The 23,544-nt window shown below is 70.5% G+C and carries 23 protein-coding genes; 15 read left to right on the top strand and 8 right to left on the bottom strand.

The window, feature by feature from the left end:
* Positions 1-53 precede the first annotated feature (53 nt).
* The 3 genes from ACIG3E_RS11545 to ACIG3E_RS11555 form a co-directional block, all read right to left on the bottom strand.
* Complete coding sequence (locus tag ACIG3E_RS11545) at positions 54-1,106, bottom strand: S1C family serine protease (protein WP_399614256.1); 1,053 nt, start codon at positions 1,104-1,106, stop codon at positions 54-56.
* A 77-nt stretch (positions 1,107-1,183) separates the two neighbouring features.
* Entirely contained in the window at positions 1,184-1,876 is a 693-nt protein-coding gene (locus tag ACIG3E_RS11550; protein WP_399614259.1) for a class I SAM-dependent methyltransferase, read from the bottom strand.
* 53 nt (positions 1,877-1,929) lie between these two features.
* Entirely contained in the window at positions 1,930-2,526 is a 597-nt protein-coding gene (locus tag ACIG3E_RS11555; protein ID WP_399614262.1) for a DUF3043 domain-containing protein, read from the bottom strand.
* Positions 2,527-2,890: 364 nt separating this feature from the next.
* Between ACIG3E_RS11555 and ACIG3E_RS11560 the strand changes: the two genes are divergently transcribed.
* From ACIG3E_RS11560 to ACIG3E_RS11575, 4 genes are all read left to right on the top strand, one after another.
* Positions 2,891-3,673 carry a PspA/IM30 family protein gene (locus tag ACIG3E_RS11560; RefSeq protein ID WP_399614264.1) on the top strand — a complete coding sequence of 261 codons (783 nt, stop codon included), beginning with the start codon at positions 2,891-2,893 and terminating at the stop codon, positions 3,671-3,673.
* A gap of 27 nt (positions 3,674-3,700) precedes the next feature.
* Positions 3,701-3,979 carry a hypothetical protein gene (locus ACIG3E_RS11565; RefSeq protein ID WP_399614266.1) on the top strand — a complete coding sequence of 93 codons (279 nt, stop codon included), beginning with the start codon at positions 3,701-3,703 and terminating at the stop codon, positions 3,977-3,979.
* A gap of 208 nt (positions 3,980-4,187) precedes the next feature.
* Positions 4,188-5,441, top strand: coding sequence for a sensor histidine kinase (locus tag ACIG3E_RS11570; protein WP_399614268.1), 1,254 nt, complete (start codon positions 4,188-4,190; stop codon positions 5,439-5,441).
* Positions 5,438-6,118, top strand: coding sequence for a response regulator transcription factor (locus tag ACIG3E_RS11575; RefSeq protein ID WP_138959306.1), 681 nt, complete (start codon positions 5,438-5,440; stop codon positions 6,116-6,118). The genes ACIG3E_RS11570 and ACIG3E_RS11575 overlap by 4 nt, the downstream gene beginning before the upstream one ends.
* A gap of 38 nt (positions 6,119-6,156) precedes the next feature.
* Here ACIG3E_RS11575 and nadA read toward each other — a convergent pair whose 3' ends face one another.
* Entirely contained in the window at positions 6,157-7,362 is a 1,206-nt protein-coding gene (gene nadA / locus ACIG3E_RS11580) for a quinolinate synthase NadA (protein WP_399614271.1), read from the bottom strand.
* A gap of 201 nt (positions 7,363-7,563) precedes the next feature.
* On the opposite strand from nadA, the gene erpA reads away from it, so the two are divergent.
* Positions 7,564-7,920 carry an iron-sulfur cluster insertion protein ErpA gene (gene erpA / locus ACIG3E_RS11585; protein ID WP_138959304.1) on the top strand — a complete coding sequence of 119 codons (357 nt, stop codon included), beginning with the start codon at positions 7,564-7,566 and terminating at the stop codon, positions 7,918-7,920.
* A gap of 69 nt (positions 7,921-7,989) precedes the next feature.
* On the opposite strand, the gene ACIG3E_RS11590 is transcribed toward erpA, so the two are convergent.
* The gene (locus tag ACIG3E_RS11590; protein ID WP_399614273.1) at positions 7,990-9,549 is read right to left on the bottom strand and encodes a hypothetical protein; all 1,560 of its coding nucleotides are present in this window, start codon (positions 9,547-9,549) and stop codon (positions 7,990-7,992) included.
* Between the two features lie 251 nt (positions 9,550-9,800).
* Entirely contained in the window at positions 9,801-10,019 is a 219-nt protein-coding gene (locus ACIG3E_RS11595) for a hypothetical protein (protein WP_399614276.1), read from the bottom strand.
* A gap of 179 nt (positions 10,020-10,198) precedes the next feature.
* Here ACIG3E_RS11595 and ACIG3E_RS11600 point away from each other — a divergent pair, with 179 nt between their 5' ends.
* Positions 10,199-11,173: a carbohydrate kinase family protein gene (locus ACIG3E_RS11600; protein ID WP_399614278.1), complete on the top strand. Its 975-nt coding sequence runs from the start codon at positions 10,199-10,201 to the stop codon at positions 11,171-11,173.
* Between the two features lie 56 nt (positions 11,174-11,229).
* Here ACIG3E_RS11600 and ACIG3E_RS11605 read toward each other — a convergent pair whose 3' ends face one another.
* A complete protein-coding gene (locus tag ACIG3E_RS11605; RefSeq protein WP_399614280.1) occupies positions 11,230-12,651 on the bottom strand; it encodes a cysteine desulfurase/sulfurtransferase TusA family protein in 1,422 nt (473 codons plus the stop codon).
* 330 nt (positions 12,652-12,981) lie between these two features.
* Between ACIG3E_RS11605 and coxB the strand changes: the two genes are divergently transcribed.
* The 4 genes from coxB to ACIG3E_RS11625 all read left to right on the top strand — a co-directional run bounded on the left by coxB (position 12,982) and on the right by ACIG3E_RS11625 (position 17,479).
* Entirely contained in the window at positions 12,982-13,944 is a 963-nt protein-coding gene (gene coxB, locus ACIG3E_RS11610; protein ID WP_138959299.1) for a cytochrome c oxidase subunit II, read from the top strand.
* Complete coding sequence (ctaD, locus tag ACIG3E_RS11615) at positions 13,941-15,677, top strand: cytochrome c oxidase subunit I (RefSeq protein WP_399614283.1); 1,737 nt, start codon at positions 13,941-13,943, stop codon at positions 15,675-15,677. The genes coxB and ctaD overlap by 4 nt, the downstream gene beginning before the upstream one ends.
* The gene (locus ACIG3E_RS11620; protein ID WP_030679536.1) at positions 15,674-16,072 is read left to right on the top strand and encodes a cytochrome c oxidase subunit 4; all 399 of its coding nucleotides are present in this window, start codon (positions 15,674-15,676) and stop codon (positions 16,070-16,072) included. Before ctaD ends, ACIG3E_RS11620 begins: the two co-directional genes overlap by 4 nt.
* Positions 16,073-16,228: 156 nt before the next feature.
* Positions 16,229-17,479, top strand: a complete 1,251-nt coding sequence (locus tag ACIG3E_RS11625) for an Ig-like domain-containing protein (RefSeq protein ID WP_399614285.1) — start codon at positions 16,229-16,231, stop codon at positions 17,477-17,479.
* 22 nt (positions 17,480-17,501) lie between these two features.
* Here the strand turns inward: ACIG3E_RS11625 and ACIG3E_RS11630 are convergent, their stop codons facing one another.
* Entirely contained in the window at positions 17,502-17,903 is a 402-nt protein-coding gene (locus ACIG3E_RS11630) for a hypothetical protein (protein WP_399614288.1), read from the bottom strand.
* Between the two features lie 164 nt (positions 17,904-18,067).
* Here ACIG3E_RS11630 and ACIG3E_RS11635 point away from each other — a divergent pair, with 164 nt between their 5' ends.
* The 5 genes from ACIG3E_RS11635 (at position 18,068) to trpD (ending at position 23,533) form a co-directional block, all read left to right on the top strand.
* A complete protein-coding gene (locus ACIG3E_RS11635) occupies positions 18,068-18,688 on the top strand; it encodes a heme-copper oxidase subunit III (protein WP_138959294.1) in 621 nt (206 codons plus the stop codon).
* A 116-nt stretch (positions 18,689-18,804) separates the two neighbouring features.
* The gene (locus ACIG3E_RS11640) at positions 18,805-19,614 is read left to right on the top strand and encodes a c-type cytochrome (protein ID WP_030679525.1); all 810 of its coding nucleotides are present in this window, start codon (positions 18,805-18,807) and stop codon (positions 19,612-19,614) included.
* Complete coding sequence (locus ACIG3E_RS11645) at positions 19,611-20,663, top strand: Rieske 2Fe-2S domain-containing protein (protein WP_399614291.1); 1,053 nt, start codon at positions 19,611-19,613, stop codon at positions 20,661-20,663. Before ACIG3E_RS11640 ends, ACIG3E_RS11645 begins: the two co-directional genes overlap by 4 nt.
* Positions 20,660-22,312: a cytochrome bc complex cytochrome b subunit gene (locus ACIG3E_RS11650; protein WP_399614293.1), complete on the top strand. Its 1,653-nt coding sequence runs from the start codon at positions 20,660-20,662 to the stop codon at positions 22,310-22,312. Before ACIG3E_RS11645 ends, ACIG3E_RS11650 begins: the two co-directional genes overlap by 4 nt.
* A 156-nt stretch (positions 22,313-22,468) precedes the next feature.
* Positions 22,469-23,533, top strand: a complete 1,065-nt coding sequence (gene trpD, locus ACIG3E_RS11655) for an anthranilate phosphoribosyltransferase (RefSeq protein ID WP_399614296.1) — start codon at positions 22,469-22,471, stop codon at positions 23,531-23,533.
* Positions 23,534-23,544: the final 11 nt, after the last annotated feature.

A 23,544-nucleotide genomic window follows, 5' to 3' on the forward strand; every position in this document is an offset into this window, starting at 1 on the left:
TCCACGCACGCGCAGGGGGCGGGGCCAACGGCCCCGCCCCCTGCGCATGCCCCCTACATCTCTCCGAGGGTGACCTCGGCGGTCCGCTCGTCGCCGTCCCGTACGTACGTCACCCGCTCCTTGTCGCCCGGCTCGTCCCCGGCGAGCGCCTCCGAGAGGGAGGTGACCGTGGTGATCTCGTCGTCCCCGAGCCCGGTGATGATGTCGCCGGGCCTGATGCCCGCCTTGTCGGCGCCCCCGCCGTCCCTGACCTCGGCCACGGCGACGCCCGCGGGCCGGTAGTCGTCCCCGAGGACCGTGCGCCCGCTGATGCCGAGCGCGGCCCGGCCCGAGTCGGTGACCTTGCCGCTCTTCACGATCTGGTCGGCCACCGTACGCACCATCGAGGCGGGGATCGCGAAGCCGATGCCGGGTGCCGCGCCGTCGCCCATGTCCGGGTCGGTGGCGGCGAGGGTCGGGATGCCGATGACGTCGCCGTCGAGGTTCACCAGGGCGCCGCCGCTGTTGCCCGGGTTGATCGCGGCGGACGTCTGCACCATGTTCCCGATGGTGGCGCCGGTGCCGCCGCCCGCCCGGCCCTCGCTGACCGTGCGCCCGGTCGCCGAGACGATGCCCTGGGTGACGCTGGACGACAGGCCGAGCGGCGAGCCCATCGCGAGCACGATCTGGCCGACCTCCACCTTCCCGGAGTCGCCGAAGTCGGCTGCCTTCAGGCCGCGCGGCACCTTGTCGAGCTTGATGACGGCGAGGTCCTGCTCCGGATACGCCGATACGAGCGTGGCTCCGAGGGGCTGCTCACCGGTGGCCGTGGTCACCTTGAAGGTCTTCTCCCGGCCCACCACGTGGGCGTTGGTGACGATGTGCCCCTTGTCGTCGTAGACCACCCCGGAGCCGAGGCTGTCGGAGGCGTCGATCTGGACGACGGAGGGCAGCGCCTCCTTGATGACCTTCAGGTAGTCGTCCTGGAGGTCATTGGCCGCGGCGGGAGCGGCCGCCTGAGTCGTCGACTCCTTCTCCCGGGAGCCCCCGCTCTCCCCGGCACACCCGGCCACCACCGCGACCGAGACCAGCACCCCCGCCACCACGAACCCGCGCGAAGCTCTCATACCCCCCGAGTCTCACCGCCACCGCCCCGACCGTCCTCCGGTACGGGGCCGAACAGGGGGCGCCTCCCCGAGGGGGCTCAGTCGCGAGCGCCGCAGACGTGGAGGAGGGCGGCCACCGTGCGGTAGGGGTCGGTGCGTCCGGCCCGCTCCTCGGCGGCGAGGAGCACGTCGAGCTCGGCCCCGGCGGCGGGCACCGCGTCGGAGAAGACCCGCACCCCGTACCAGGCCCGCAGCGGCGCGGCGATGCCCGCGAGCGCCCCGGAGACCGCGTCGAGGCGGTGCGCCCGCGCACGCCCCCCGGAGGGGTCCTCGTACGTGTCGGCGCCGAACGCGGCGAGCGCCCCGCCCCAGTCGCCCCGCAGCGCGGGGGCCATGGCCAGCGCGTCCGCGTTCCGTACGACCAGGGAGAGCAGCCCGCCGGGGGCGAGGACCCGCCCGAGGCCCGCGAGCAGCGCGTCGGGCTCGTCGACGTACATGAGCACGCCGTGGCACAGGACGACGTCGAAGCTCCCGGGCAGGAAGTGCACCCCCGTGTCCCGCCCGTCGCCCTCGACGATGCGCATGCGGGACCGGATGCCCTCCGGCTCGGCGGCCGCCGCGGCCCGCGCGGCGGCGAGCCCCTCGGCCTCCCGCTCGACGCCCGTCACCTCGTGTCCGGCCCGGGCCAGGCGGAGTGCCTGCACCCCGTGCCCCATGCCGACGTCGAGCACGCGCAGCCGCCGTCCCACCGGGAACCGTGCCGCGATCTGCTCGTCAAGCTGCCGCGCCACCAGTTCCTGGCATACGGCCGTGCGCTCTCCAGGGCCTGCGCCCTGGATCTCGCTCAGGGTCGCTCCCCGCGCTTGACCTGCGGCTTCGGCAGCCGCAGCCGACGCATCTGGAGCGAACGCATCAGGGCGTACGCGACGGCGCCCTTCTTGTGCTCGTCGGGGAAGCGCTCGTTCAGGCGCTTCTTCAGACGGAAGCCCGTGACGATCGAGTCGAGCACGATCAGGACGATCACGACGAGCCACAGCAGCAGCGCGATGTTCTGCAGCTGGGCGACGCGGACCAGGCTCAGGACGAGGATGAGGATGGCCGTCGGCAGGAAGAACTCCGCCACGCAGAACCGGGAGTCCACGAAGTCGCGGGCGTACTTGCGCACCGGGCCCTTGTCCCGCGGCGGCAGATACCGCTCGTCGCCGCTGGCCAGCGCCTGGCGCTGCTTCTCCATGTTCGCCCGGCGCTCCTCGCGCGCCCGCTTGGCGGCCTCCTTGCGCGTCGTCGGCGTGTTCATCACGCTGCGGCGCTGCGACTGGGCCACGGCACGCTTGGGGGTGGGGCGGCCCTTGGGGGCCTGGGGGTCACGGGAGGACGTGCTCTCGGCTACCGGCGCCTTGGCGGCCGGGGCCTTCTCGTCCTTGGATCGGCTACGGAACACAAAAGCCAAGGGTACGGGGTCGGCCGGAGGCGTGGGGCCGGAGGACCCCTTTCCCGGAGCCTTCCCGGGGCTTTCCCGGGGCGCACCGGGGGAGGACCGGGGGGCGCATGGACCGGCGCCCTCCGGGGAACGATCCCGCCACACCGGGCGTCTTGCTGATGTGGCCGAGCGACAGAAGGGGGCCGTCCCGGGCCGTTCCCGGGGGCGCACCTACTCCTTGCGCCGGAGAGGCGGGCGGAGCAGTCGTCCTTGGGGATGAGCGCATCCACCCGCGAACAGTGCGGTAATGGATACAGACCCCGTACCGTGGGTTCTGTTGCAGCAGCTGGAGCTGGAGTCCGTCAGAAGGGGGCGCGCGAAGCCCATGAGCGGTGTCATGAAGCGTATGGGGATGATCTTCCGCGCGAAGGCGAACAAGGCCCTTGACCGGGCCGAGGACCCGCGCGAAACCCTCGATTACTCGTACCAGAAGCAGTTGGAGCTGCTGCAGAAGGTGCGCCGCGGCGTCGCCGACGTGGCGACCTCCCGCAAGCGCCTGGAGCTCCAGCTCAACCAGCTCCAGAAGCAGTCCTCCACCCTGGAGGACCAGGGCCGCAAGGCGCTCGCGCTCGGCCGCGAGGACCTCGCCCGTGAGGCGCTCTCCCGCCGCGCGGCGCTCCAGCAGCAGGTCAGCGACCTGGAGACGCAGCACCAGACCCTGCAGGGCGAGGAGGAGAAGCTCACCCTCGCGGCCCAGCGCCTCCAGGCCAAGGTCGACGCGTTCCGTACGCGCAAGGAGACCATCAAGGCTACGTACACCGCGGCCGAGGCCCAGACCCGCATCGGCGAGGCCTTCTCCGGCATCTCCGAGGAGATGGGCGACGTCGGCATGGCGATCCAGCGCGCCGAGGACAAGACGGCCCAGCTCCAGGCCCGCGCCGGCGCGATCGACGAACTCCTCGCCTCGGGCGCCCTCGACGACTCCTCCGGGCTCGCCAAGGACGACATCCAGACCGAGCTCGACCGGCTCTCCGGTGGTACAGATGTAGAGCTGGAGCTGCAGCGCATGAAGGCCGAGCTGGCCGGAGGCTCCAGCGCCGCGCCGAAGCCCGCCATCGAGGGCGGCCAGGGGCACCCGCAGGACGCGCCCCGCTTCGACAAGCAGTAGCCACCGCTCACGTCCGAGGAGGGCGTCATGATCGTAAGGATCATGGGGGAGGGGCAGGTGAGGCTGGCCGACGGCCACTTCGCCGAGTTGAACAAGCTGGACGACGAACTGCTCGACGAGATGGAGGGCGGCGACGAGGCGGGCTTCCGCCGCACGCTGCACGCCCTCCTCGACAAGGTCCGCGAACTGGGCGACCCCCTCCCCGACGACGCCCTCGAACCCTCGGAACTCATCCTCCCCGCCCCCGACGCGACCCTGACGGAAGTCAAGGACATGCTCTCGGACGACGGCCTAATCCCCGGCTGACCCCGCAGCACCCACGGGAAACCGCCCCGTCCCCCCCCCGCTGTGGGCAATCGTCCCGCAGGGCGGGACGGGTGGGCACAGCACCAAGGCGCCGCCGGTCTGTGAAGCAGGGGCTCAAACGCCAGGGGCCGGGGGGTGACGTCAACCCCCGCCCCCCTGAACCCGCTTTCCGTTCCCCCCGCCGGACGGCGCCCCGTACGGTTTAGCCGTGACCAACTTTGAACGGTGCCGCGGCTGGGCCAGAACGCACCCGTTGGCCGTCGACGCGCTCCTCGCGGCCGCCGCCCTCGTCTTCATGGTCATCGGCTCCTTCGCCGAGCCTTACGGGGAGCGGGGCTCCAGCTGGAACGTGCACGCCCCGGGCGCCATGAGCGTCACCCTCATGGTCGCCGGCGCGGCCGCCCTCGTCTTCCGCCGCCGCGCCCCGTGGACGGTGCTCGCCGCCACCTCCGCGTTCTCCATCGTGGAGCTGGTGTCGACCGGCCCCCGCGCGCCGGTCGTGATGTGCGCCGTCGTCGCCCTGTACACCGTGGCGGCCCGCACCAACCGCCCCACCACCTGGCGCATCGGCCTGATCACCGTGGCCGGGCTCACCGGCGTCGCCATGGTCGCGGGGCCCCTGCCCTGGTACGGGCAGGAGAACCTCGGCATCTTCGCCTGGACCGGCATGGCCGCCGCCGTGGGCGACGCGGTGCGCAGCCGCCGCGCCTTCGTCGACGCCATAAGGGAGCGCGCCGAGCGGGCCGAGCGCACCCGCGAGGAGGAGGCCCGGCGCCGGGTCGCCGAGGAGCGGCTGCGCATCGCCCGCGACCTGCACGACGTCGTCGCCCACCACATCGCCCTGGTCAACGTCCAGGCGGGGGTCGCGGCGCACGTCATGGACAAGCGGCCCGACCAGGCGAAGGAGGCCCTCGCGCACGTCCGCGAGGCCAGCAGGTCCGCGCTCGGCGAGCTGCGCGCGACCGTCGGCCTGCTGCGGCAGAACGGCGACCCGGAGGCGCCCACGGAGCCCGCCCCCGGCCTGGCCCGCCTCGACGACCTCGTCGACACGTTCCGGCACGCGGGCCTGCCCGTGGAGGTGGCCCGCGGCGACAGCGGCCAGGCACCTCCCGCCGCCGTGGACCTGGCGGCGTACCGCATCATCCAGGAGGCGCTGACGAACGTGCAGAAGCACGCCGGTGAGCGGGCCAAGGCGGAGGTCAGCGTGGTGCGGGTGGGGCCGAACCTGGAGATCACGGTGCTCGACGACGGCGCGGGCCACGACGTGCGGCCCGTCGACGACCCCGACCGCGGCGGCGGACACGGGCTCCTCGGCATGCGGGAGCGCGTCAGCGCGCTCGGCGGGCGGTGCAGCGCGGGGCCCCGCTACGGAGGTGGTTTCCGCGTCCATGCGATCCTGCCGGTCACGACCGTGAAACAGGGCGGCCGGGAGCACAGCCCGGCCAGGGGAGGGACCGCGTGACGATCCGGGTGCTGCTCGCCGACGACCAGGCGCTGTTGCGCAGCGCGTTCAAGGTCCTCGTCGACTCCGAACCCGACATGGAGGTCGTCGGCGAGGCCTCCGACGGCGCCCAGGCCGTGCGTCTCGCGAAGGCCGAGGCGGCCGACGTCGTCCTGATGGACATCCGCATGCCGGGCACGGACGGCCTCGCCGCGACGCGGATGATCAGCGAGGACCCGGCGCTCTCCCACGTACGCGTGGTCATGCTGACGACCTTCGAGGTCGACGAGTACGTGGTGCAGTCCCTGCGGGCGGGGGCGTCCGGGTTCCTCGGCAAGGGCGCCGAGCCCGACGAGCTCCTCGGCGCCATCCGGATCGCGGCCGCGGGCGAGGCGCTCCTCTCGCCCACCGCGACGAAGGGGCTCATCGCCAAGTTCCTGGCGCAGAGCGACGGTTCGGACGGTGACGCGCCCGGCCGCGGCGAGCGGCTCGACGCGCTCACCGGACGCGAGCGCGAGGTCCTCGTCCAGGTCGCGGGCGGCCTGTCGAACGACGAGATCGCCGAGCGCCTGGAAGTCAGCCCGCTGACCGTGAAGACCCATGTGAACCGGGCCATGGCGAAACTCGGCGCCCGCGACCGCGCCCAACTCGTCGTGATCGCCTACGAGTCGGGCCTCGTGCGGCCGCGGGGCGACTGACCGCCGGTCGGCCGTCCCGCGACCGACCGGCACACCGCCTACGGCAGCGCCAGCATCCGCTCAAGCGCCAGCTTCGCGAACTGCTCGGTCTCGCGGTCGACCTCGATGCGGTTGACGAGCTTGCCGTCGGCCAGGGACTCCAGGGCCCACACCAGGTGCGGCAGGTCGATGCGGTTCATGGTGGAGCAGAAGCACACCGTCTTGTCGAGGAAGACGATCTCCTTGCCCTCCGGCGCGAACCGGTTGGCCAGGCGGCGCACCAGGTTCAGCTCGGTGCCGATGGCCCACTTGGAGCCCGCCGGGGCCGCCTCCAGGGTCTTGATGATGTGCTCGGTCGAGCCGACGTGGTCCGCCGCCGCCACGACCTCGTGCTTGCACTCGGGGTGGACCAGGACGTTCACGCCGGGTATGCGGGCCCGGACGTCCTCGACCGACTCCAGCGAGAAGCGGCCGTGCACGGAGCAGTGGCCGCGCCACAGGATCATCTTCGCGGCGCTCAGCTGCTCGGTGCTCAACCCGCCGTTCGGCTTGTGCGGGTTGTAGACGACGCAGTCGTCCAGGGACATCCCGAGGTCGCGCACGGCGGTGTTGCGCCCGAGGTGCTGGTCCGGCAGGAAGAGGACCTTCTCGCCCTGCTCGAAGGCCCACTCCAGGGCCCGCTTGGCGTTCGACGACGTACAGATGGTGCCGCCGTGCTTGCCCGTGAACGCCTTGATGTCGGCGGAGGAGTTCATGTACGAGACGGGCACGACCTGCTCGGCGACACCGGCCTCGGTCAGCACGTCCCAGCACTCCGCGACCTGCTCGGCCGTGGCCATGTCGGCCATCGAGCAGCCCGCGGCCAGGTCCGGGAGCACGACCTTCTGGTCGTCGGTGGTCAGGATGTCCGCGGACTCGGCCATGAAGTGCACGCCGCAGAAGACGATGTACTCGGCGTCCGGCCGGGCGGCCGCGTCCTTGGCCAGCTTGAACGAGTCGCCGGTGACGTCCGCGAACTGGATGACCTCGTCGCGCTGGTAGTGGTGGCCAAGCACGAAGACCTTGTCGCCGAGCTTCTCCTTGGCGGCGCGGGCGCGCTCCACCAGGCCGGGGTCCGACGGCGAGGGCAGGTCGCCCGGGCAGTCCACGCCGCGCTCGCTGCTCGGGTCGGCCTCGCGGCCGAGCAGCAGGAGGGCGAGCGGGGTCGGCTCGACGCCGAGGTCCACGGGGGCCGCGGGGGATTGGGCGGTGGTCACGTCACGCACCCTTTCTGTTCTGCAGACGATGCCTTTTCGTCTAATTGACGTTATCTATCATAACCGCTTCACGTCAGTTTGACGATGGCCATAGTGTCGATGTGACGCATCCCCTGTGTGTCCCCGTGTGCGAGCATGGGAATGAATTCGCGGCCACACCGGTTGGAACCGGTCGGCAAGCAGTCTCCGTACTACCCGGGAGCGATGTAGATGTCCGTATCGGACGAGACCACCACCGTCACCGACGGCATCATCCTGACCGACGCCGCCGCGGCCAAGGTCAAGGCCCTGCTCGACCAGGAAGGCCGTGAGGACTTGGCCCTGCGCGTCGCCGTTCAGCCCGGCGGCTGCTCGGGTCTGCGTTACCAGCTCTTCTTCGACGAGCGCGCGCTCGACGGCGACGTCGTCAAGGAGTTCGGCACCGTCAAGGTCGTCACCGACCGCATGAGCGCCCCCTACCTGGGCGGCGCCTCCATCGACTTCGTCGACACCATCGAGAAGCAGGGCTTCACGATCGACAACCCGAACGCCACGGGTTCCTGCGCCTGCGGCGACTCCTTCAGCTAAACCGTCCGTACGAAGGCGGCGGCTCCCCTCGGGGGCCGCCGCCTTCGTACGTTCCGGACGCGGTGGGAGCTACGAGCGCGGCGCGGGCTCGCCCTTCGCCACGCCCTCGGCGCGCGGCACCGCCGTGCCGCCGGGCGTGACGACCTTCCGGTCACCGAGCGGCTTCTCCAGGGTCACGGGCAGCGTGTAGAACTTCGCGAGCGCGATGCACACCTTGCCCTTCTCCTCCGTCGCGGTCACCTTCACGGCGACCTGCCCGCCGCTCTCCCGCGCCGACGCCTCGTACGTGCTGCACACCCCGCCCGTGAAGTGCACGGTCAGCGTCCGCCCCGACGCGGTGTAGCCGTCGACCTTGATGTCGCTGGTGTAGGTGTCGCCCTTCGTGTCCGGCTTCGGCTTCGGCTCGGGGTCACCCGGCGCTCCGGGCGCCGTCAGATATGCGGGCTCCACCGCCGGGTGCTGCACCGTGTACGAGGCCCGCGCGCCCTGCGGCCTGGCCTCGAACAGCCACGACGGCACGAGCGTCTGCCGCCCGGCCACGAAGTGCGCGGCCAGGCCGAACGTGGCGCCCTCCACGGCGATCGGCTCCTGCTTCGGCGGCACGGTCGGCGGGCAGCGCACCTCGTCGCGCCGGGTGACCCCGTCGCCCTTGGCACCCTTGTCGCTCTTGTCGCCCGCGTCGCCCTTGTGCGGCACCGGCGTCGCGCAGCCGCCGATGCCCACGCCGCCGCCCTTGCCCGACGCGTTCAGCAGGGCGAGGGCCTCGGCCGCGCTCACGACCGGGTAGGTCGCGCCCTTGTGCGGCTTCGCGAGCTGGCCGCTGCCGCCCACCACCTCGCCGTCCGGGCCCACCTGGACGCCGGTCGACCAGCCGTACGTCGGCAGGCCGCCCACCTCGGGGTCGGCGTTCACCACCCGTACGGAGCCCATGAGCTGGCGCGCGTCCAGCTTGGCGCCGTCCTGGCCGATGGCCTTCAGGACGGGCGCGGCGGCCGCCTTCGCGTCCCGCACGCTGACCGGAGTGCCGCCGTCCAGCTCCGAAGGGGTCCTGGGCGGGCACGGCTTGCCCTTCAGGCAGTTGTCGCCGCCGGGCTCGGACCGGGTGAACGACCAGGTGCCGGGGGCCTTGCGGGCCACCTGGAGCGAGGGGCCCGAGCCGTCGTTCGCCGGGCCGAGCCGCCAGGAGTCGCCCTGCGCGGTCGGCGTGCCGGACAGGCCGAGCGCCTTGGCGAGCCGGGTCACCTGGTCCTTGGTGACCTCGCCGCGCGGCTCGTACACGGCGGCCTCGTCGGGGCCATCGGGCAGCTCGCCCACGGCCCGGTAGGTCGCGCCCGAGGGGTCGGGCTCGCCCGGGGCGATGCCTTCGGAGGTGCTGGTGCCGCCCCCGCCGTTCGCCCCGTCCGTACGATCCGTACCGGAATCGGTGTGTCCGCCTGATCCGTCCGCGTACCCGTCCAGGGCGAGCGGCGGGGGCGGCCCGCCGTCGCCCGCCGGGCCGCTGTCCTTGCCGGACGGGTCCATGGCGAGATAGGCCCCGCCGCCGCCCGCCAGCAGGACCGCGGCCGCCACCGACGCGACCACCAGCGAGGGCCGTCGCCGCCGTCCGTCCTGTGCCTGATCGGTGCTCACCGCATCGCTCCTTCGCGTGCCCGGCCGTCCTCACGAGCCTGCACGGCGATCCGCCACGGCGCACGCGCGCCGCGGCGTCCCGTCGTACATGACATCCCCCCGACGGGGGACGGCGATGGGACGCGGCGGGGGAGCGACCGGTTCCCTCGACCGGTCCCGGGCCCCTCGCGTCCCAGCCCGGTGCGCGTCCCAGCCCGGGGCGCCTCCCGTCCCGTGCGCCTCGGTCCTCGTCCGGCTCGGTCCTCGTCGGCTCAGTCCCCGTACTCGGACATCCCGTCGAGGAGGCGCGCGGACGCGGCCGGGACCGTCACGCCGTGGATCCGGGACGGCGGTACGGGCGTGCCGGTGGGCACCGCGGGCACCGCCCAGTGCCGGACCATGCGCGTGCAAGCACCACGCAATGCCTCCCAGGCCTCGACTCCCTGCTCGGAAGCCTGCGGCGCTGCGCTGTCCTGCGGAAAGAGGGTCATACCGGAACCGTATGCACCGCTGAGCTCAAGGAGAAAGACCTACTATCGGGTATTTTCAGCCGTTCATCGTTCCGGGTCCGACCGGATAGCGTTAACCGTCAACCGCCCACGCGACGTCCGTCACCGCCTTGACCACGAGGGCGGTGCGCCGCCGCTACACGCCGCAGGAGCTTCCAGCCGTGCGTATCGCAGTCACCGGCTCCATCGCCACCGACCACCTGATGACCTTTCCCGGCCGCTTCGCCGACCAACTGGTCGCCGACCAACTGCACACGGTCTCCCTCTCGTTCCTCGTCGACGCCCTCGATGTCCGCCGTGGTGGCGTCGGCGCCAACATCTGCTTCGGCATGGGCCAGCTGGGCACCCGGCCCGTCCTGGTCGGCGCCGCGGGCCCCGACTTCGACGAGTACCGCGCCTGGCTCGACCGGCACAACGTGGACACCGAGTCGGTGCGCATCTCCGAGACGCTGCACACCGCCCGCTTCGTCTGCACCACGGACGCCGACCACAACCAGATCGGCTCCTTCTACACCGGCGCGATGAGCGAGGCCCGCCTCATCGAGCTGAAGACCGTCGCCGACCGCGTGGGCGGCCTCGACCTCGTCCTGATCGGCGCCGACGACCCCGAGGCGATGCTGCGCCACACCGAGGAGTGCCGCAGCCGGGGCATCCCCTTCGCCGCGGACTTCTCCCAGCAGATCGCCCGGATGAACGGCGACGAGATCCGCACCCTCATGGACGGCGCCGCGTACCTCTTCTCCAACGAGTACGAGAAGGGGCTCATCGAGTCCAAGACCGGCTGGTCCGACGCGGAGATCCTGGGCAAGGTCGGGCACCGGGTGACCACCCTCGGCGCCAAGGGCGTGCGCATCGAGACCGCCGGGCAGGACCCGATCGAGGTCGGCGTGCCGCAGGAGGAGGCCAAGGTCGAGCCGACGGGCGTGGGCGACGCCTTCCGCGCCGGGTTCCTCTCCGGGCTCATCTGGGGCGTGTCGCACGAGCGGGCGGCGCAGGTGGGCTGCATGCTCGCGACGCTGGTCATCGAGACGACCGGCACCCAGGAGTACGAGCTGCGGCGCAGCTCCTTCATGGACCGCTTCGCCGTGGCCTACGGCGACGCCGCCGCCGCAGAGGTCCGCACCCACCTGGCCTGACCCCGCCCCTCACCCACCCACCCGCCCTCTCAGGGGCGGGCGGGTGGCGACGGCGCTCAGGCGAGACCATCCAGCCCGTCCGGCGTTTGAGGACGAGGCGCGGAGCGCCGAACGACATAGGCGGCGCCGAGCCCCCTGGGCTCGGCGCCCACGTACTCGTGGCCCTGCGTCCAGCACCACGCCGGAATGTCCACGGCGGCCACCTCGTCGTCCGCCAGGACGGTCACCGTGCCGCCGATCCGCACGCGCGGCAGCGCCTTGGCCAGTTCGATGACGGGGTGCGGGCAGCGCTCGCCCAGGGCGTCGACGGTCAGGTCGTCGAGCGCCCCGCCCGGGGCGGCCCCCGACACCGGCGCGCCCAGCTTCGCGCGGACCTGGCCGACGGCGTCCGGCAGCACCTCCAGGAAGCGCTCCACGTCCGCCTCGCCCGTGCCGAGCGGCAGCGACACCCGTACGTTGCCCTCGCTGACCACCCCCATCGCCTTGAGGACGTGGCTCGGCGTGAGCGTGCTGCTGGTGCAGGAGGACCCGGAGGAGACGGAGAACCCGGCCCGGTCCAGCTCGTGCAGGAGCGACTCCCCGTCGACGTAGAGACAGGAGAAGGTGACCAGGTGCGGAAGGCGCCGCGCGGGGTCGCCGACGACCTGGACGTCCGGTACGAGGCCCGGCACCCGGGCCCGGATCCGCCCGGTCAGCTCGCGCAGCCGGGCCTCCTCGGCCGTGGCCTCGGCCCGCACCGCCCGCAGCGCCGCGGCGGCCGACACGATCGCCGGGATGTTCTCGAACCCGGCCGAGCGGCCCGACTCCCGCTCGTCCACCGGCCCTTGGGGCGCGAACCGCACGCCCTTGCGGACCGCGAGGAGCCCGACGCCCGCCGGGCCGCCCCACTTGTGCGCGCTGGCCGCAAGGAGCGACCAGGGCCCGTCCACCGGCCCCCAGGCGAGGGACTGCGCCGCGTCCACGAGCAGCGGCACCCCGGCCGCCCGGCACGCGGCCGCGACCTCGGCCACGGGCTGACGGGTGCCGACCTCGTGGTTGGCGGACTGCAGACAGGCGAGCGCGGTGTCCTCGCGCAGCGCGGCCGCGTAGGCCGAGGCGTCCACCGCCCCCGCGCGGTCCACGCCCACCTCGGTCACCGTGCCGCCCGCCCGCTCGTGCGCCGCGGCCGAATGGAGTACGGCGGAGTGCTCCACCGCGGACACCACCAGATGCCGCCCCGCGCGCCGCCGCCCGGCCAGGGCTCCCGCCATGCCGTCGTACAGCGCCCGCGTCCCGGACGGGGTGAACACCAGCTCGTCCGGGCGGCAGCCCACGGCCTCGGCGGCCGCCTCCCGCGCCGCGTCAAGCAGCAGCCGCGCCCGCCGCCCTTCCCGGTACAACCGGGAGGGATCCGCCCACCCCTCGTCAAGCGCGGCCTGCAGGGCCTGGCGGGCCACGGGGTGAAGAGGTGCGGACGAGGCCGCGTCGAAGTAAGCCACGCGGCAACGCTAAGACCTCCGGCCGGGCGGCAGCGCCCGAGGGGGCGCGGGAACCGCGCGAGCAACCGACCGCAGCCGCCGAACGGAGCCGCACTCTCCGGAGCCGTCGCGTGTCCCGAGGCCCCGTCAGAACGCGGCCCCGGAGGGGCGACCGCCCCCCTTCGGAGTGACCCACGGCGCGTTAGGCACCCTCCCCGCGCGACCCCAAATAGCGTCCAGTAGGGTTTGGTCCGCATAAACATCCAAACCCCTGCCCGACGCAGGGCGGCGACCGACCAGCGAGAAGGCCGCAGCCGAACCGCGCGGGCGAGACTCTCGGGAAGGCGCTACGTGAGTCCCAACGGCTCCGACCGCTCGCCGCGGCGCCCGATGCGGCGGAAGCTGCTGCAGGCACTGACTGCGGGCCTGGTCCTGGTAACCGCCACCGGTTGCACATACAAGGACTTTCCCCGCCTGGGTATGCCGACCCCGGTCACGGAGGAGGCTCCGCGGATCCTCTCCCTCTGGCAGGGCTCGTGGGCGGCTGCGCTCGCCACGGGCGTGCTGGTCTGGGGCCTGATCCTGTGGAGCGTCATCTTCCACCGGCGCAGCCGCACCAAGGTGGAGGTCCCTCCGCAGACCCGTTACAACATGCCCATCGAGGCGCTGTACACGGTCGTCCCCCTCATCATCGTCTCGGTGCTGTTCTACTTCACCGCCCGTGACGAATCGAAGCTCCTCGCGCTCGACGACAAGCCGGCCCACACCATCAACGTGGTCGGCTACCAGTGGAGCTGGGGCTTCAACTACATCGAGGACGTTCCGGGCTCCGACAAGGGCGACGCCAAGACGTCCAAGGACCTCGACGCCATTCCGGACCGCTTCCGCAAGGACTTCCCGGCGAACGCCGGCGGCGTCTACGAGGTCGGTACGCCCGGCGAGCGGAACCCGCAGAACGGCAACCCCGGTCCGACCCTCTGGCTCCCCAAGGGCGAGAAGGTCCGCTTCGTCCTGACTTCGCGTGACGTCATCCACTCCTTCTGGGTGGTGCCGTTCCTCATGAAGCAGGACGTCATTCCGGGCCACACCAACGCCTTCGAGGTGACTCCCAACAAGGAGGGCACCTTCATGGGCAAGTGCGCCGAGCTCTGCGGCGTCGACCACTCCCGGATGCTCTTCAACGTCAAGGTCGTCTCCCCCGAGCGCTACAAGAAGCACCTCGAAGACCTCGCGAAGAAGAACCAGACCGGTTACATCCCGGCCGGCATCGAGCAGACGGGCCACGAGAAGAACCGGGAGACGAACAACCTGTGAGCATCCTCAACGAACCCCAGGGTGCCGCCGCAGCGAACGACTCGTACGAGGACGAGCTGCCGGTCAGGCGCAAGCAGCCGGGAAACGTCGTCATCAAGTGGCTGACCACCACTGACCACAAGACGATCGGCACGCTCTATCTGGTCACGTCGTTCGCGTTCTTCTGCATCGGCGGTGTGATGGCGCTCTTCATGCGCGCCGAGCTCGCCCGTCCCGGCACGCAGATCATGTCGAACGAGCAGTTCAACCAGGCGTTCACGATGCACGGCACGATCATGCTGCTGATGTTCGCGACGCCGCTGTTCGCGGGCTTCGCGAACTGGATCATGCCGCTCCAGATCGGCGCCCCCGACGTCGCCTTCCCGCGACTGAACATGTTCGCCTACTGGCTGTACCTGTTCGGCTCGCTGATCGCGGTCGGCGGCTTCCTCACGCCGAACGGCGCGGCCGACTTCGGCTGGTTCGCCTACAGCCCGCTGTCGGACGCGGTCCGCTCCCCGGGCATCGGCGCCGACATGTGGATCATGGGTCTGGCCTTCTCCGGCTTCGGCACGATCCTCGGCTCGGTCAACTTCATCACCACGATCATCTGCATGCGCGCACCCGGCATGACGATGTTCCGCATGCCGATCTTCACCTGGAACGTGCTGCTGACCGGTGTGCTGGTCCTGCTCGCCTTCCCGGTCCTGGCGGCCGCGCTGTTCGCCCTGGAGGCGGACCGCAAGTTCGGTGCCCAGATCTTCGACCCGGCCAATGGCGGGGCCTTGCTCTGGCAACACCTCTTCTGGTTCTTCGGCCATCCAGAGGTGTACATCATCGCGTTGCCATTCTTCGGAATCATTTCCGAAGTCATCCCGGTCTTCTCCCGCAAGCCGATGTTCGGCTACATGGGCCTGGTCGGCGCGACCATCGCCATCGCCGGTCTCTCGGTGACGGTGTGGGCGCACCACATGTACGTCACAGGCGGCGTGCTCCTGCCGTTCTTCTCCTTCATGACGTTCCTCATCGCGGTACCGACCGGTGTGAAGTTCTTCAACTGGATCGGCACGATGTGGAAGGGCTCGCTGAGCTTCGAAACTCCGATGCTCTGGGCGGTCGGCTTCCTGATCACCTTCACCTTCGGTGGTCTGACCGGCGTCATCCTGGCCTCGCCGCCGATGGACTTCCACGTCTCCGACTCGTACTTCGTGGTCGCGCACTTCCACTACGTCATCTTCGGCACCGTGGTGTTCGCGATGTTCTCCGGCTTCCACTTCTGGTGGCCGAAGTTCACCGGCAAGATGCTCGACGAGCGGCTCGGCAAGATCACGTTCTGGACGCTGTTCATCGGTTTCCACGGCACGTTCCTCGTCCAGCACTGGCTGGGTGCCGAGGGCATGCCGCGCCGCTACGCGGACTACCTGGACGCCGACGGCTTCACCGCCCTGAACACGATCTCGACGATCGCCTCGTTCCTGCTCGGCCTGTCGATCCTGCCGTTCTTCTACAACGTGTGGAAGACCGCCAAGTACGGCAAGAAGGTCGAGGTCGACGACCCGTGGGGCTACGGCCGCTCGCTCGAGTGGGCGACCTCCTGCCCGCCGCCGCGGCACAACTTCCTCACCCTGCCGCGGATCCGCTCCGAATCCCCGGCGTTCGACCTGCACCACCCTGAGATCGCCGCGCTCGACCAGCTCGAGAACGTCGGTGACGGCGAGAAGGCGCTCGCTGGCAACAAGGAGGCCGGCAAGTGAAGATCCAGGGCAAGATGTTCATCTGGCTGAGCGTCTTCGTACTGGCCATGGCGATCGTCTATGGCTGGTGGTCGAAGGAGCCCGCCGGAACCACCGCGCTCTTCCTGGCCTTCGGCCTGTGCATCATGATCGGCTACTACCTGGCCTTCACGGCCCGGCGAGTCGACGCCGCCGCACAGGACAACAAGGAGGCGGACGTCGCGGACGAGGCCGGCGAGGTGGGCTTCTTCAGCCCGCACAGCTGGCAGCCGCTGTCCCTGGCCGTCGGTGGCGCGCTCGCCTTCATGGGCGTCGTCTTCGGCTGGTGGCTGCTGTACTTCTCGGCCCCGATCATCCTGATCGGTCTGTGGGGCTGGGTCTTCGAGTACTACCGCGGCGAGAACCAGAACCAGTAGGGACTACTCCCGCCGCACCCCAGGGGCCCGGACACTCCGTCAGGAGCGTCCGGGCCCCTGGCCGTTTCCGCCGCGGCCCGGCGTCCGCCTTCCGGGTGAACCCTCGTACGGGTCACTCACCGCGCACGGCGTGTCAGACCTTCATACCGTGTGGTCATGAGCCACTCTCCGCGAATCCGCACGGTACTGAGCTGCACCCTTCTTGTGGTCGCCGTCGGCACGGTCACCACGGCCTGCGGGGCTGGCGGCCATCCGCTCTCGGCGAAGCCGTACGACGCGGCGAGCCAGATCGCCTTCAACGGCCCCGCGGGCAGCAGCGGGAAGGCCGACCCGGACAAGCCCCTCGAAGTCACCGCGCAGGGCGACGACGGGCGCATCACGGACGTCACGGCCACCGACCAGCAGGGCCGCTACGTGGCGGGCGAACTCTCCGCCGACGGCACTCGCTGGCACAGCACGGTCCCCCTGGCGGCGGGCGCCCACTACACCGTGCGGGTGAGCACGGAGGACGACGAGGGCTCGCCCGGCCGCAAGGTCCTGGCCCTCGACACCGCGTCGGCCGCCAAGAAGCGGCAGCTGAAGGTCACCTTCGGCCCGGAGGCGGGCAAGTACGGCGTAGGCCAGCCCGTCACCGCCAAGCTCAGCGCCCCCGTCAAGGCCAAGGCGGCCAGGGCCGTCGTCGAACGGGCGCTCAAGGTCCGCTCGCAGCCCGCGACGGAGGGCTCCTGGCACTGGGTGGACAGCAGGACGCTGCACTACCGCCCCAAGGAGTTCTGGCCCATCCACGCCACCATCTACGCGCACTCCAACCTGGAGGGCGTGAAGGTCACCGACAAGCTGTGGGGCGCCGAGTCCAAGCCCCTGAAGCTGACCACCGGCGACAAGATCGTGGCCGTCACGGACGCCGGGTCGCACTGGATGACGGTCTACCGCAACGGCGAGGAGATCAACTCCATCCCGGTCACCACCGGCAAGCCCGGCTACTCCACGCGCAACGGCATCAAGGTGGTGCTCGGCAAGGAGTACGCCGTACGGATGACCAGCGCCAGCATCGGCGCATCGGACTTCTACGACAAGATGGTCTATTACGCCACGAGGGTCACCGACAGCGGCGAATACGTCCACGCGGCCCCCTGGTCGGTGGACTCCCAGGGCTACGCCAACACCAGCCACGGCTGCACCGGCATGAGCACGGGCAACGCCGCCTGGTTCTACGAGACGGTCCGCCAGGGCGACATCGTCGAGGTCGTCAACAGCTACGGCGCCGACATGGACCACTTCGGCAACGGCTACGGCGACTGGAACGTCCCCTGGAAGACCTGGCGCAAGGGCAGCGCCCTCCTGGCCGACACCAAGGCGGGCCGCGCGGCACTGGCGGCGACCCGCCTGCGCCCCCAGTCCGTGTAGGGGGCGGGCGGGGGCGGGGCTCCTAGGCGCTCAGGGCGGCCCTGGAGCGCAGCAGAGAGGCCAACGCGGAGGCGAACTCCACCGGCTCGACCGGCAAGGTCACGGCCGCCTCCGCACGGCTCCACGTGGCCAGCCAGGCGTCCTGCGGCCGCCCCATGAGCAGCAGCACGGGCGGGGCCTGGAAGACCTCGTCCTTGATCTGGCGGCAGACGCCCATGCCCCCCGCGGGCACGGCCTCGCCGTCGAGCACGCACACGTCGATGCCGCCGTGGTCGAGTTCCTTGAGGACCGCGGGCAGCGTCGCGCACTCGATGAAGCGGACTTCGGGGACGTCGGGGGCGGGCCTGCGCCCGGCCGCGAGGCGGACCTGTTCCCTGGTGTTCGCGTCGTCGCTGTAGATCAACACCGTGGCGGTCGGCTGCATGGTTCCTCCGCTTCGTCGAGGGATCTCGCGCGGATGCTACTCCTCCCGACACCCCGTCAACACCGGTTCGGACGGTGCCGCGATGGGCCATCCGGGCAGGACACAGGCCGCAGACACTCCGAACGGCACCCCCCGGGGTGAGGGCGGGATAAGCGACCGACATAATGTCGGTCGTGGCGACAGCAACGACAGTAGACACCGGGCACGCGCACCCGCCGGTCAATCGACCGAACCTCACCAGCGTCGGAACCATCATCTGGCTGAGTTCCGAGCTGATGTTCTTCGCGGCCCTCTTCGCGATGTACTTCACCCTGCGATCGGTGACCGGTCCCGACCACTGGAAGGAAATGGCCGATGCCCTGAACTTCCCGTTCTCGGCGACCAACACCACGATCCTGGTGCTTTCCTCTCTCACCTGTCAGCTCGGCGTGTTCGCCGCCGAGCGCGGTGACGTGAAGAAGCTCCGGATGTGGTTCATCGTCACCTTCATCATGGGTGCGATCTTCATCGGCGGTCAGGTCTTCGAGTACACCGAGCTGGTCAAGCACGAGGGCCTTTCGCTCTCGTCCGACCCGTACGGCTCGGTCTTCTACCTGACCACCGGCTTCCACGGACTGCATGTGACGGGCGGTCTCATCGCCTTCCTGCTGGTCCTCGGCCGCACGTACGCGGCCAGGAGGTTCACCCACGAGCAGGCGACCGCCGCCATCGTCGTGTCCTACTACTGGCACTTCGTCGATGTCGTCTGGATCGGCCTCTTCGCCACGATCTACATGATCAAGTAGTCGGCGTGTCACAACCGGCGAGCCGCGTACGTCCTAGAGGTGAACGGCACGCCGCAGTGGTCAACCGACACATTCCAGAAGCATCGACGCAGAAGATCCTGACACCGGGGTAATCCGTGAAAAAGCTCTCCGCACGACGACGCCATCCGCTGGCGGCGGTCGTCGTCCTACTCCTCGCGCTGGCGGCCACCGGGGGGCTGTACGCCGCGTTCGCGCCGGCGGACAAGGCGCAGGCCGACGAAACCGCTCAGTCCCTCGCCATCGACGAGGGCAAGAAGCTCTATGCCGTGGGCTGCTCCAGCTGCCACGGAACCGGCGGTCAGGGCACCACCGACGGCCCGAGCCTGGTCGGCGTCGGCGCCGCCGCCGTCGACTTCCAGGTCGGCACCGGCCGCATGCCGCTCCAGCAGCAGGGCGCCCAGGCGCCGAAGAAGAAGGTCATCTACAGCCAGGCCGAGATCGACCAGCTGGCCGCGTACGTCGCCTCGCTCGGCGCCGGCCCCTCCGTGCCGACCGAGAAGCAGGTCGACCCCAAGGGCGCCGACATCGCCAAGGGCGGCGAGCTGTTCCGCACCAACTGTGCCCAGTGCCACAACTTCACCGGTGAGGGTGGCGCGCTGACCCACGGCAAGTTCGCGCCGAGCCTCGAAGGCGTCAGCAAGAAGCACATCTACGAGGCCATGCAGACCGGCCCGCAGAACATGCCTTCCTTCCCCGACACGACCATGCCGGAGAAGAACAAGAAGGAAATCATCGCGTACATCGACGCGGTCAACAGCGAGAAGACCGAGAGCCCCGGCGGTCTCAAGCTGGGCGGTCTCGGACCGGTCAGCGAGGGCCTGTTCGCCTGGATCTTCGGCCTCGGCGCGCTGATCGCGGTCGCCGTGTGGGTCGCCGCCCGGACCGCAAAGGCCAAGAAGTCATGAGTAGCCAAGAAACCCCAGAAGAGAACCTGCCCAGCGAGCAGGAGTCCGCGCACGGCGCGGTGGCCGTCGCCGAGGACCCCTTCGCGGACCCGGGCCTGCCGCCGCACGAGAACCGCGTCCAGGACATCGACGAGAAGGCCGCCCGGCGCTCCGAGCGCACGGTCGCCATGCTCTTCACGATCTCGATGCTGGCGACCGTCGCCTTCATCGCCTCGTACGTGGCGTTCCCGGTCGACAAGAACGTCTACATCTGGCCGATCGGGCACATCAGCGCGCTGAACTTCGCGCTCGGCATGACCCTCGGCGTGGCGCTGTTCTGCATCGGCGCGGGCGCGGTCCACTGGGCCCGCACCCTGATGTCCGACGTCGAGGTCGCCGACGAGCGGCACGCGATCGAGGCCGAGCCCGAGGTCAAGGCCAAGGTCATGGCGGACTTCGCGGCGGGCGCGAAGGAGTCCCAGCTCGGCCGGCGCAAGCTGATCCGCAACACCATGTTCGGCGCGCTGACCCTGGTCCCGCTCTCCGGTGTCGTCCTGCTGCGTGACCTCGGTCCGCTGCCGGAGGACAAGCTGCGGCACACCCTGTGGTCCAAGGGCAAGCTGCTCGTGAACATGAACACGAACGAGCCGCTGCGCCCGTCCGACGTCGCCGTCGGTTCGCTCACCTTCGCCAAGCCGGAAGGCCTGGAGGAGCACGACCACGACTTCCAGACCCAGATCGCCAAGGCCGCCCTGATGATCGTCCGGCTCCAGCCCGACGACATCAAGGACAAGCGCGAGCTGGCGTGGTCGCACGAGGGCATCGTCGCGTACTCCAAGATCTGCACCCACGTGGGCTGCCCGATCTCCCTGTACGAGCAGCAGACGCACCACGTCCTCTGCCCGTGCCACCAGTCCACCTTCGACCTCTCCGACGGCGCCCGAGTCATCTTCGGCCCCGCCGGTCACGCCCTTCCGCAGCTGAAGATCGGCGTGAACGAGGAGGGCTACCTCGAGGCGCACGGCGACTTCGAAGAGCCCGTCGGTCCTGCCTTCTGGGAGCGCGGATGAGCACCGAGAACACCACGGCGACGGCGGCCCCGTCGTCCGATTCACGCAAGAAAGCGCCCGCCGGCGAGCGGGTCGCGGACTGGGCCGACGGCCGCCTCGGGATCTACTCCCTGGCCAAGGCCAACATGCGCAAGATCTTCCCGGACCACTGGTCCTTCATGCTCGGTGAGATCTGCCTCTACAGCTTCATCATCATCATCCTCACGGGTGTGTACCTGACGCTGTTCTTCCACCCGTCGATGAACGAGGTGGAGTACCACGGCAGCTACGTGCCCCTGCAGGGCCAACTGATGTCCGAGGCGTTCAACTCGACCATGCACATCTCCTTCGATGTGCGCGGTGGTCTGCTGATCCGGCAGATCCACCACTGGGCGGCGCTGATCTTCCTCGCGGGCATGTTCGTGCACATGATGCGCGTGTTCTTCACGGGTGCGTTCCGCAAGCCGCGTGAGGTCAACTGGCTGTTCGGCTTCCTGCTGTTCGTCCTCGGCATGTTCACCGGCTTCACCGGCTACTCGCTGCCCGACGACCTGCTCTCCGGCACCGGTGTCCGCTTCATGCAGGGCGCGGTCCTGTCCGTGCCGATCGTGGGCACGTACCTGTCGATGTTCCTCTTCGGCGGGGAGTTCCCCGGCGGTGACTTCGTCGCGCGGTTCTACTCGGTGCACATCCTGCTGCTGCCGGGCATCATGCTCGGCCTCGTGGTGGCGCACCTGATCCTGGTCTTCTACCACAAGCACACGCAGTTCGCGGGCCCTGGAAAGACCAACAAGAACGTCGTCGGCATGCCGCTGCTCCCGGTCTACATGGCCAAGGCCGGAGGCTTCTTCTTCCTGGTCTTCGGTGTCATCGCGGCCGTCGCGGCGATCGCCTCGATCAACCCGATCTGGGCCATCGGCCCGTACCGCCCGGACCAGGTGTCCACCGGCGCCCAGCCCGACTGGTACATGGGCTTCGCCGAGGGTCTGATCCGTGTCATGCCGGGCTGGGAGATCAACCTCTGGGGCCACACGCTGGTCCTGGGCGTGTTCATCCCGCTGGCGATCTTCCCGCTGGTCCTCGCGGCCATCGCCGTCTACCCGTTCATCGAGTCCTGGGTCACCGGCGACAAGCGCGAGCACCACATCCTGGACCGCCCGCGCAACGCCCCGACGCGGACCGCGTTCGGTGTCGCCTGGGTCACCGCGTACATGATCATGCTGGTCGGTGGTGGAAACGACCTGTGGGCCACGCACTTCCACCTGTCGATCAACGCCATCACCTGGTTCGTCCGGATCTTCTTCTTCGTCGGGCCGGTCATCGCGTTCGTCGTCACCAAGCGGATCTGCCTGGGCCTCCAGCGCCGCGACAAGGACAAGGTGCTGCACGGGCGCGAGTCCGGCATCATCAAGCGCCTGCCGCACGGTGAGTTCATCGAGGTGCACGAGCCGCTCGACCAGGACCAGCTGCACACCCTCACCGCGCACGAGCAGTACAAGCCGCTCGAGATCGGCCCGACGGTCGACGAGAACGGCGTCGAGCGCAAGGTGACGGGCTCGCAGAAGCTGCGGGCGAAGCTGTCCAAGAACATGTACGGCGAGGACAGCCAGATCCCGAAGCCGACGGTCGACGAGTACAAGGAGATCACGAGCGGCCACGGCCACCACTGACCCTTAGGTCCCCGACCGTCGTAGGTCGCCACGGCAAGAGCCCCGTCCAGCACCTGGACGGGGCTCTTCGCCGTCCCCGGGCTGGATAGGGTGGGGGCATCCCCCAGGGGCGGGGACGCCCCCTCGACGCACGCAGACGAACACACAGGAGCGGCCATGAGCGCTGTGACCCCCGCAGGAGGCGACACCGCGGCGGCCCGTTCCTGGCCCGACGTGCTGAACGGACTGCTCGACGGCCGCGACCAGAGCGCCGACGACACGGCCTGGGCGATGGACCGCATCATGCGCGGCGAGGCGACCGACGCGCAGATCGCGGGCTTCGCCGTCGCGCTGCGCGCCAAGGGGGAGACCGTCGAGGAGATCTCCGGTCTCGTCCGGGCCATGTACGCGCACGCGCACGTCATCGACGTACCCGGGCCGAGCGTCGACATCGTCGGCACCGGCGGCGACGGCGCCAAGACCGTCAACATCTCCACCATGTCCGCGATCGTCGTCGCCGGGACCGGCGCGAAGGTCGTCAAGCACGGCAACCGCGCGGCCTCCAGCGCGTCCGGCGCCTCCGACGTCCTGGAGAAGCTCGGCGTCAATCTGGAGCTGACGCCGCAGCGGGTGCGCGAGGTCGCGGACGAGGCCGGGATCACCTTCTGCTTCGCGGTGAAGTTCCACCCGGCGCTGCGCCATGTGGCCCCCGCGCGGCGCGAGCTGGGCATCCGCACCACGTTCAACTTCCTCGGCCCGCTGACCAACCCGGCGCAGGTCCGGGCCCAGGCCACCGGTGTCGCGGACGCGCGGATGGCGCCGATCCTCGCGGGCGTGCTTGCCGAGCGCGGCTCCTCCGCGCTCGTCTTCCGCGGCGACGACGGCCTGGACGAGCTGACCACCACCGCCACCTCCCGGGTGTGGGTGGTGCGCGACGGCGGCGTCCGCGAGGAGGCCTTCGACCCGCGGGACGTCGGCGTCGACCTGGTGCCCGTCGAGGCCCTCCGGGGCGCCGACGCCTCCTACAACGCGGAGGTCGCGCGGCGGCTCCTGGACGGCGAGACCGGTCCCGTGCGGGACGCGGTGCTGCTGAACGCCGCGGCGGCCCTGGTCGCCCTGGAGCCGGGCGCGGGCCTGCTCGCGGAGCAGCTCCGCGCGGGCATGGCGAGGGCGGCCGAGTCCATCGACTCCGGCGCGGCGCGGGCAGCGCTGGCGCGCTGGGTGGCCGCCAGCAACGCCTGAGCCCCGTAAGG

The organism is Streptomyces sp. NPDC053474 (assembly GCF_044544845.1).
Taxonomy (GTDB): Bacteria; Actinomycetota; Actinomycetes; order Streptomycetales; family Streptomycetaceae; genus Streptomyces.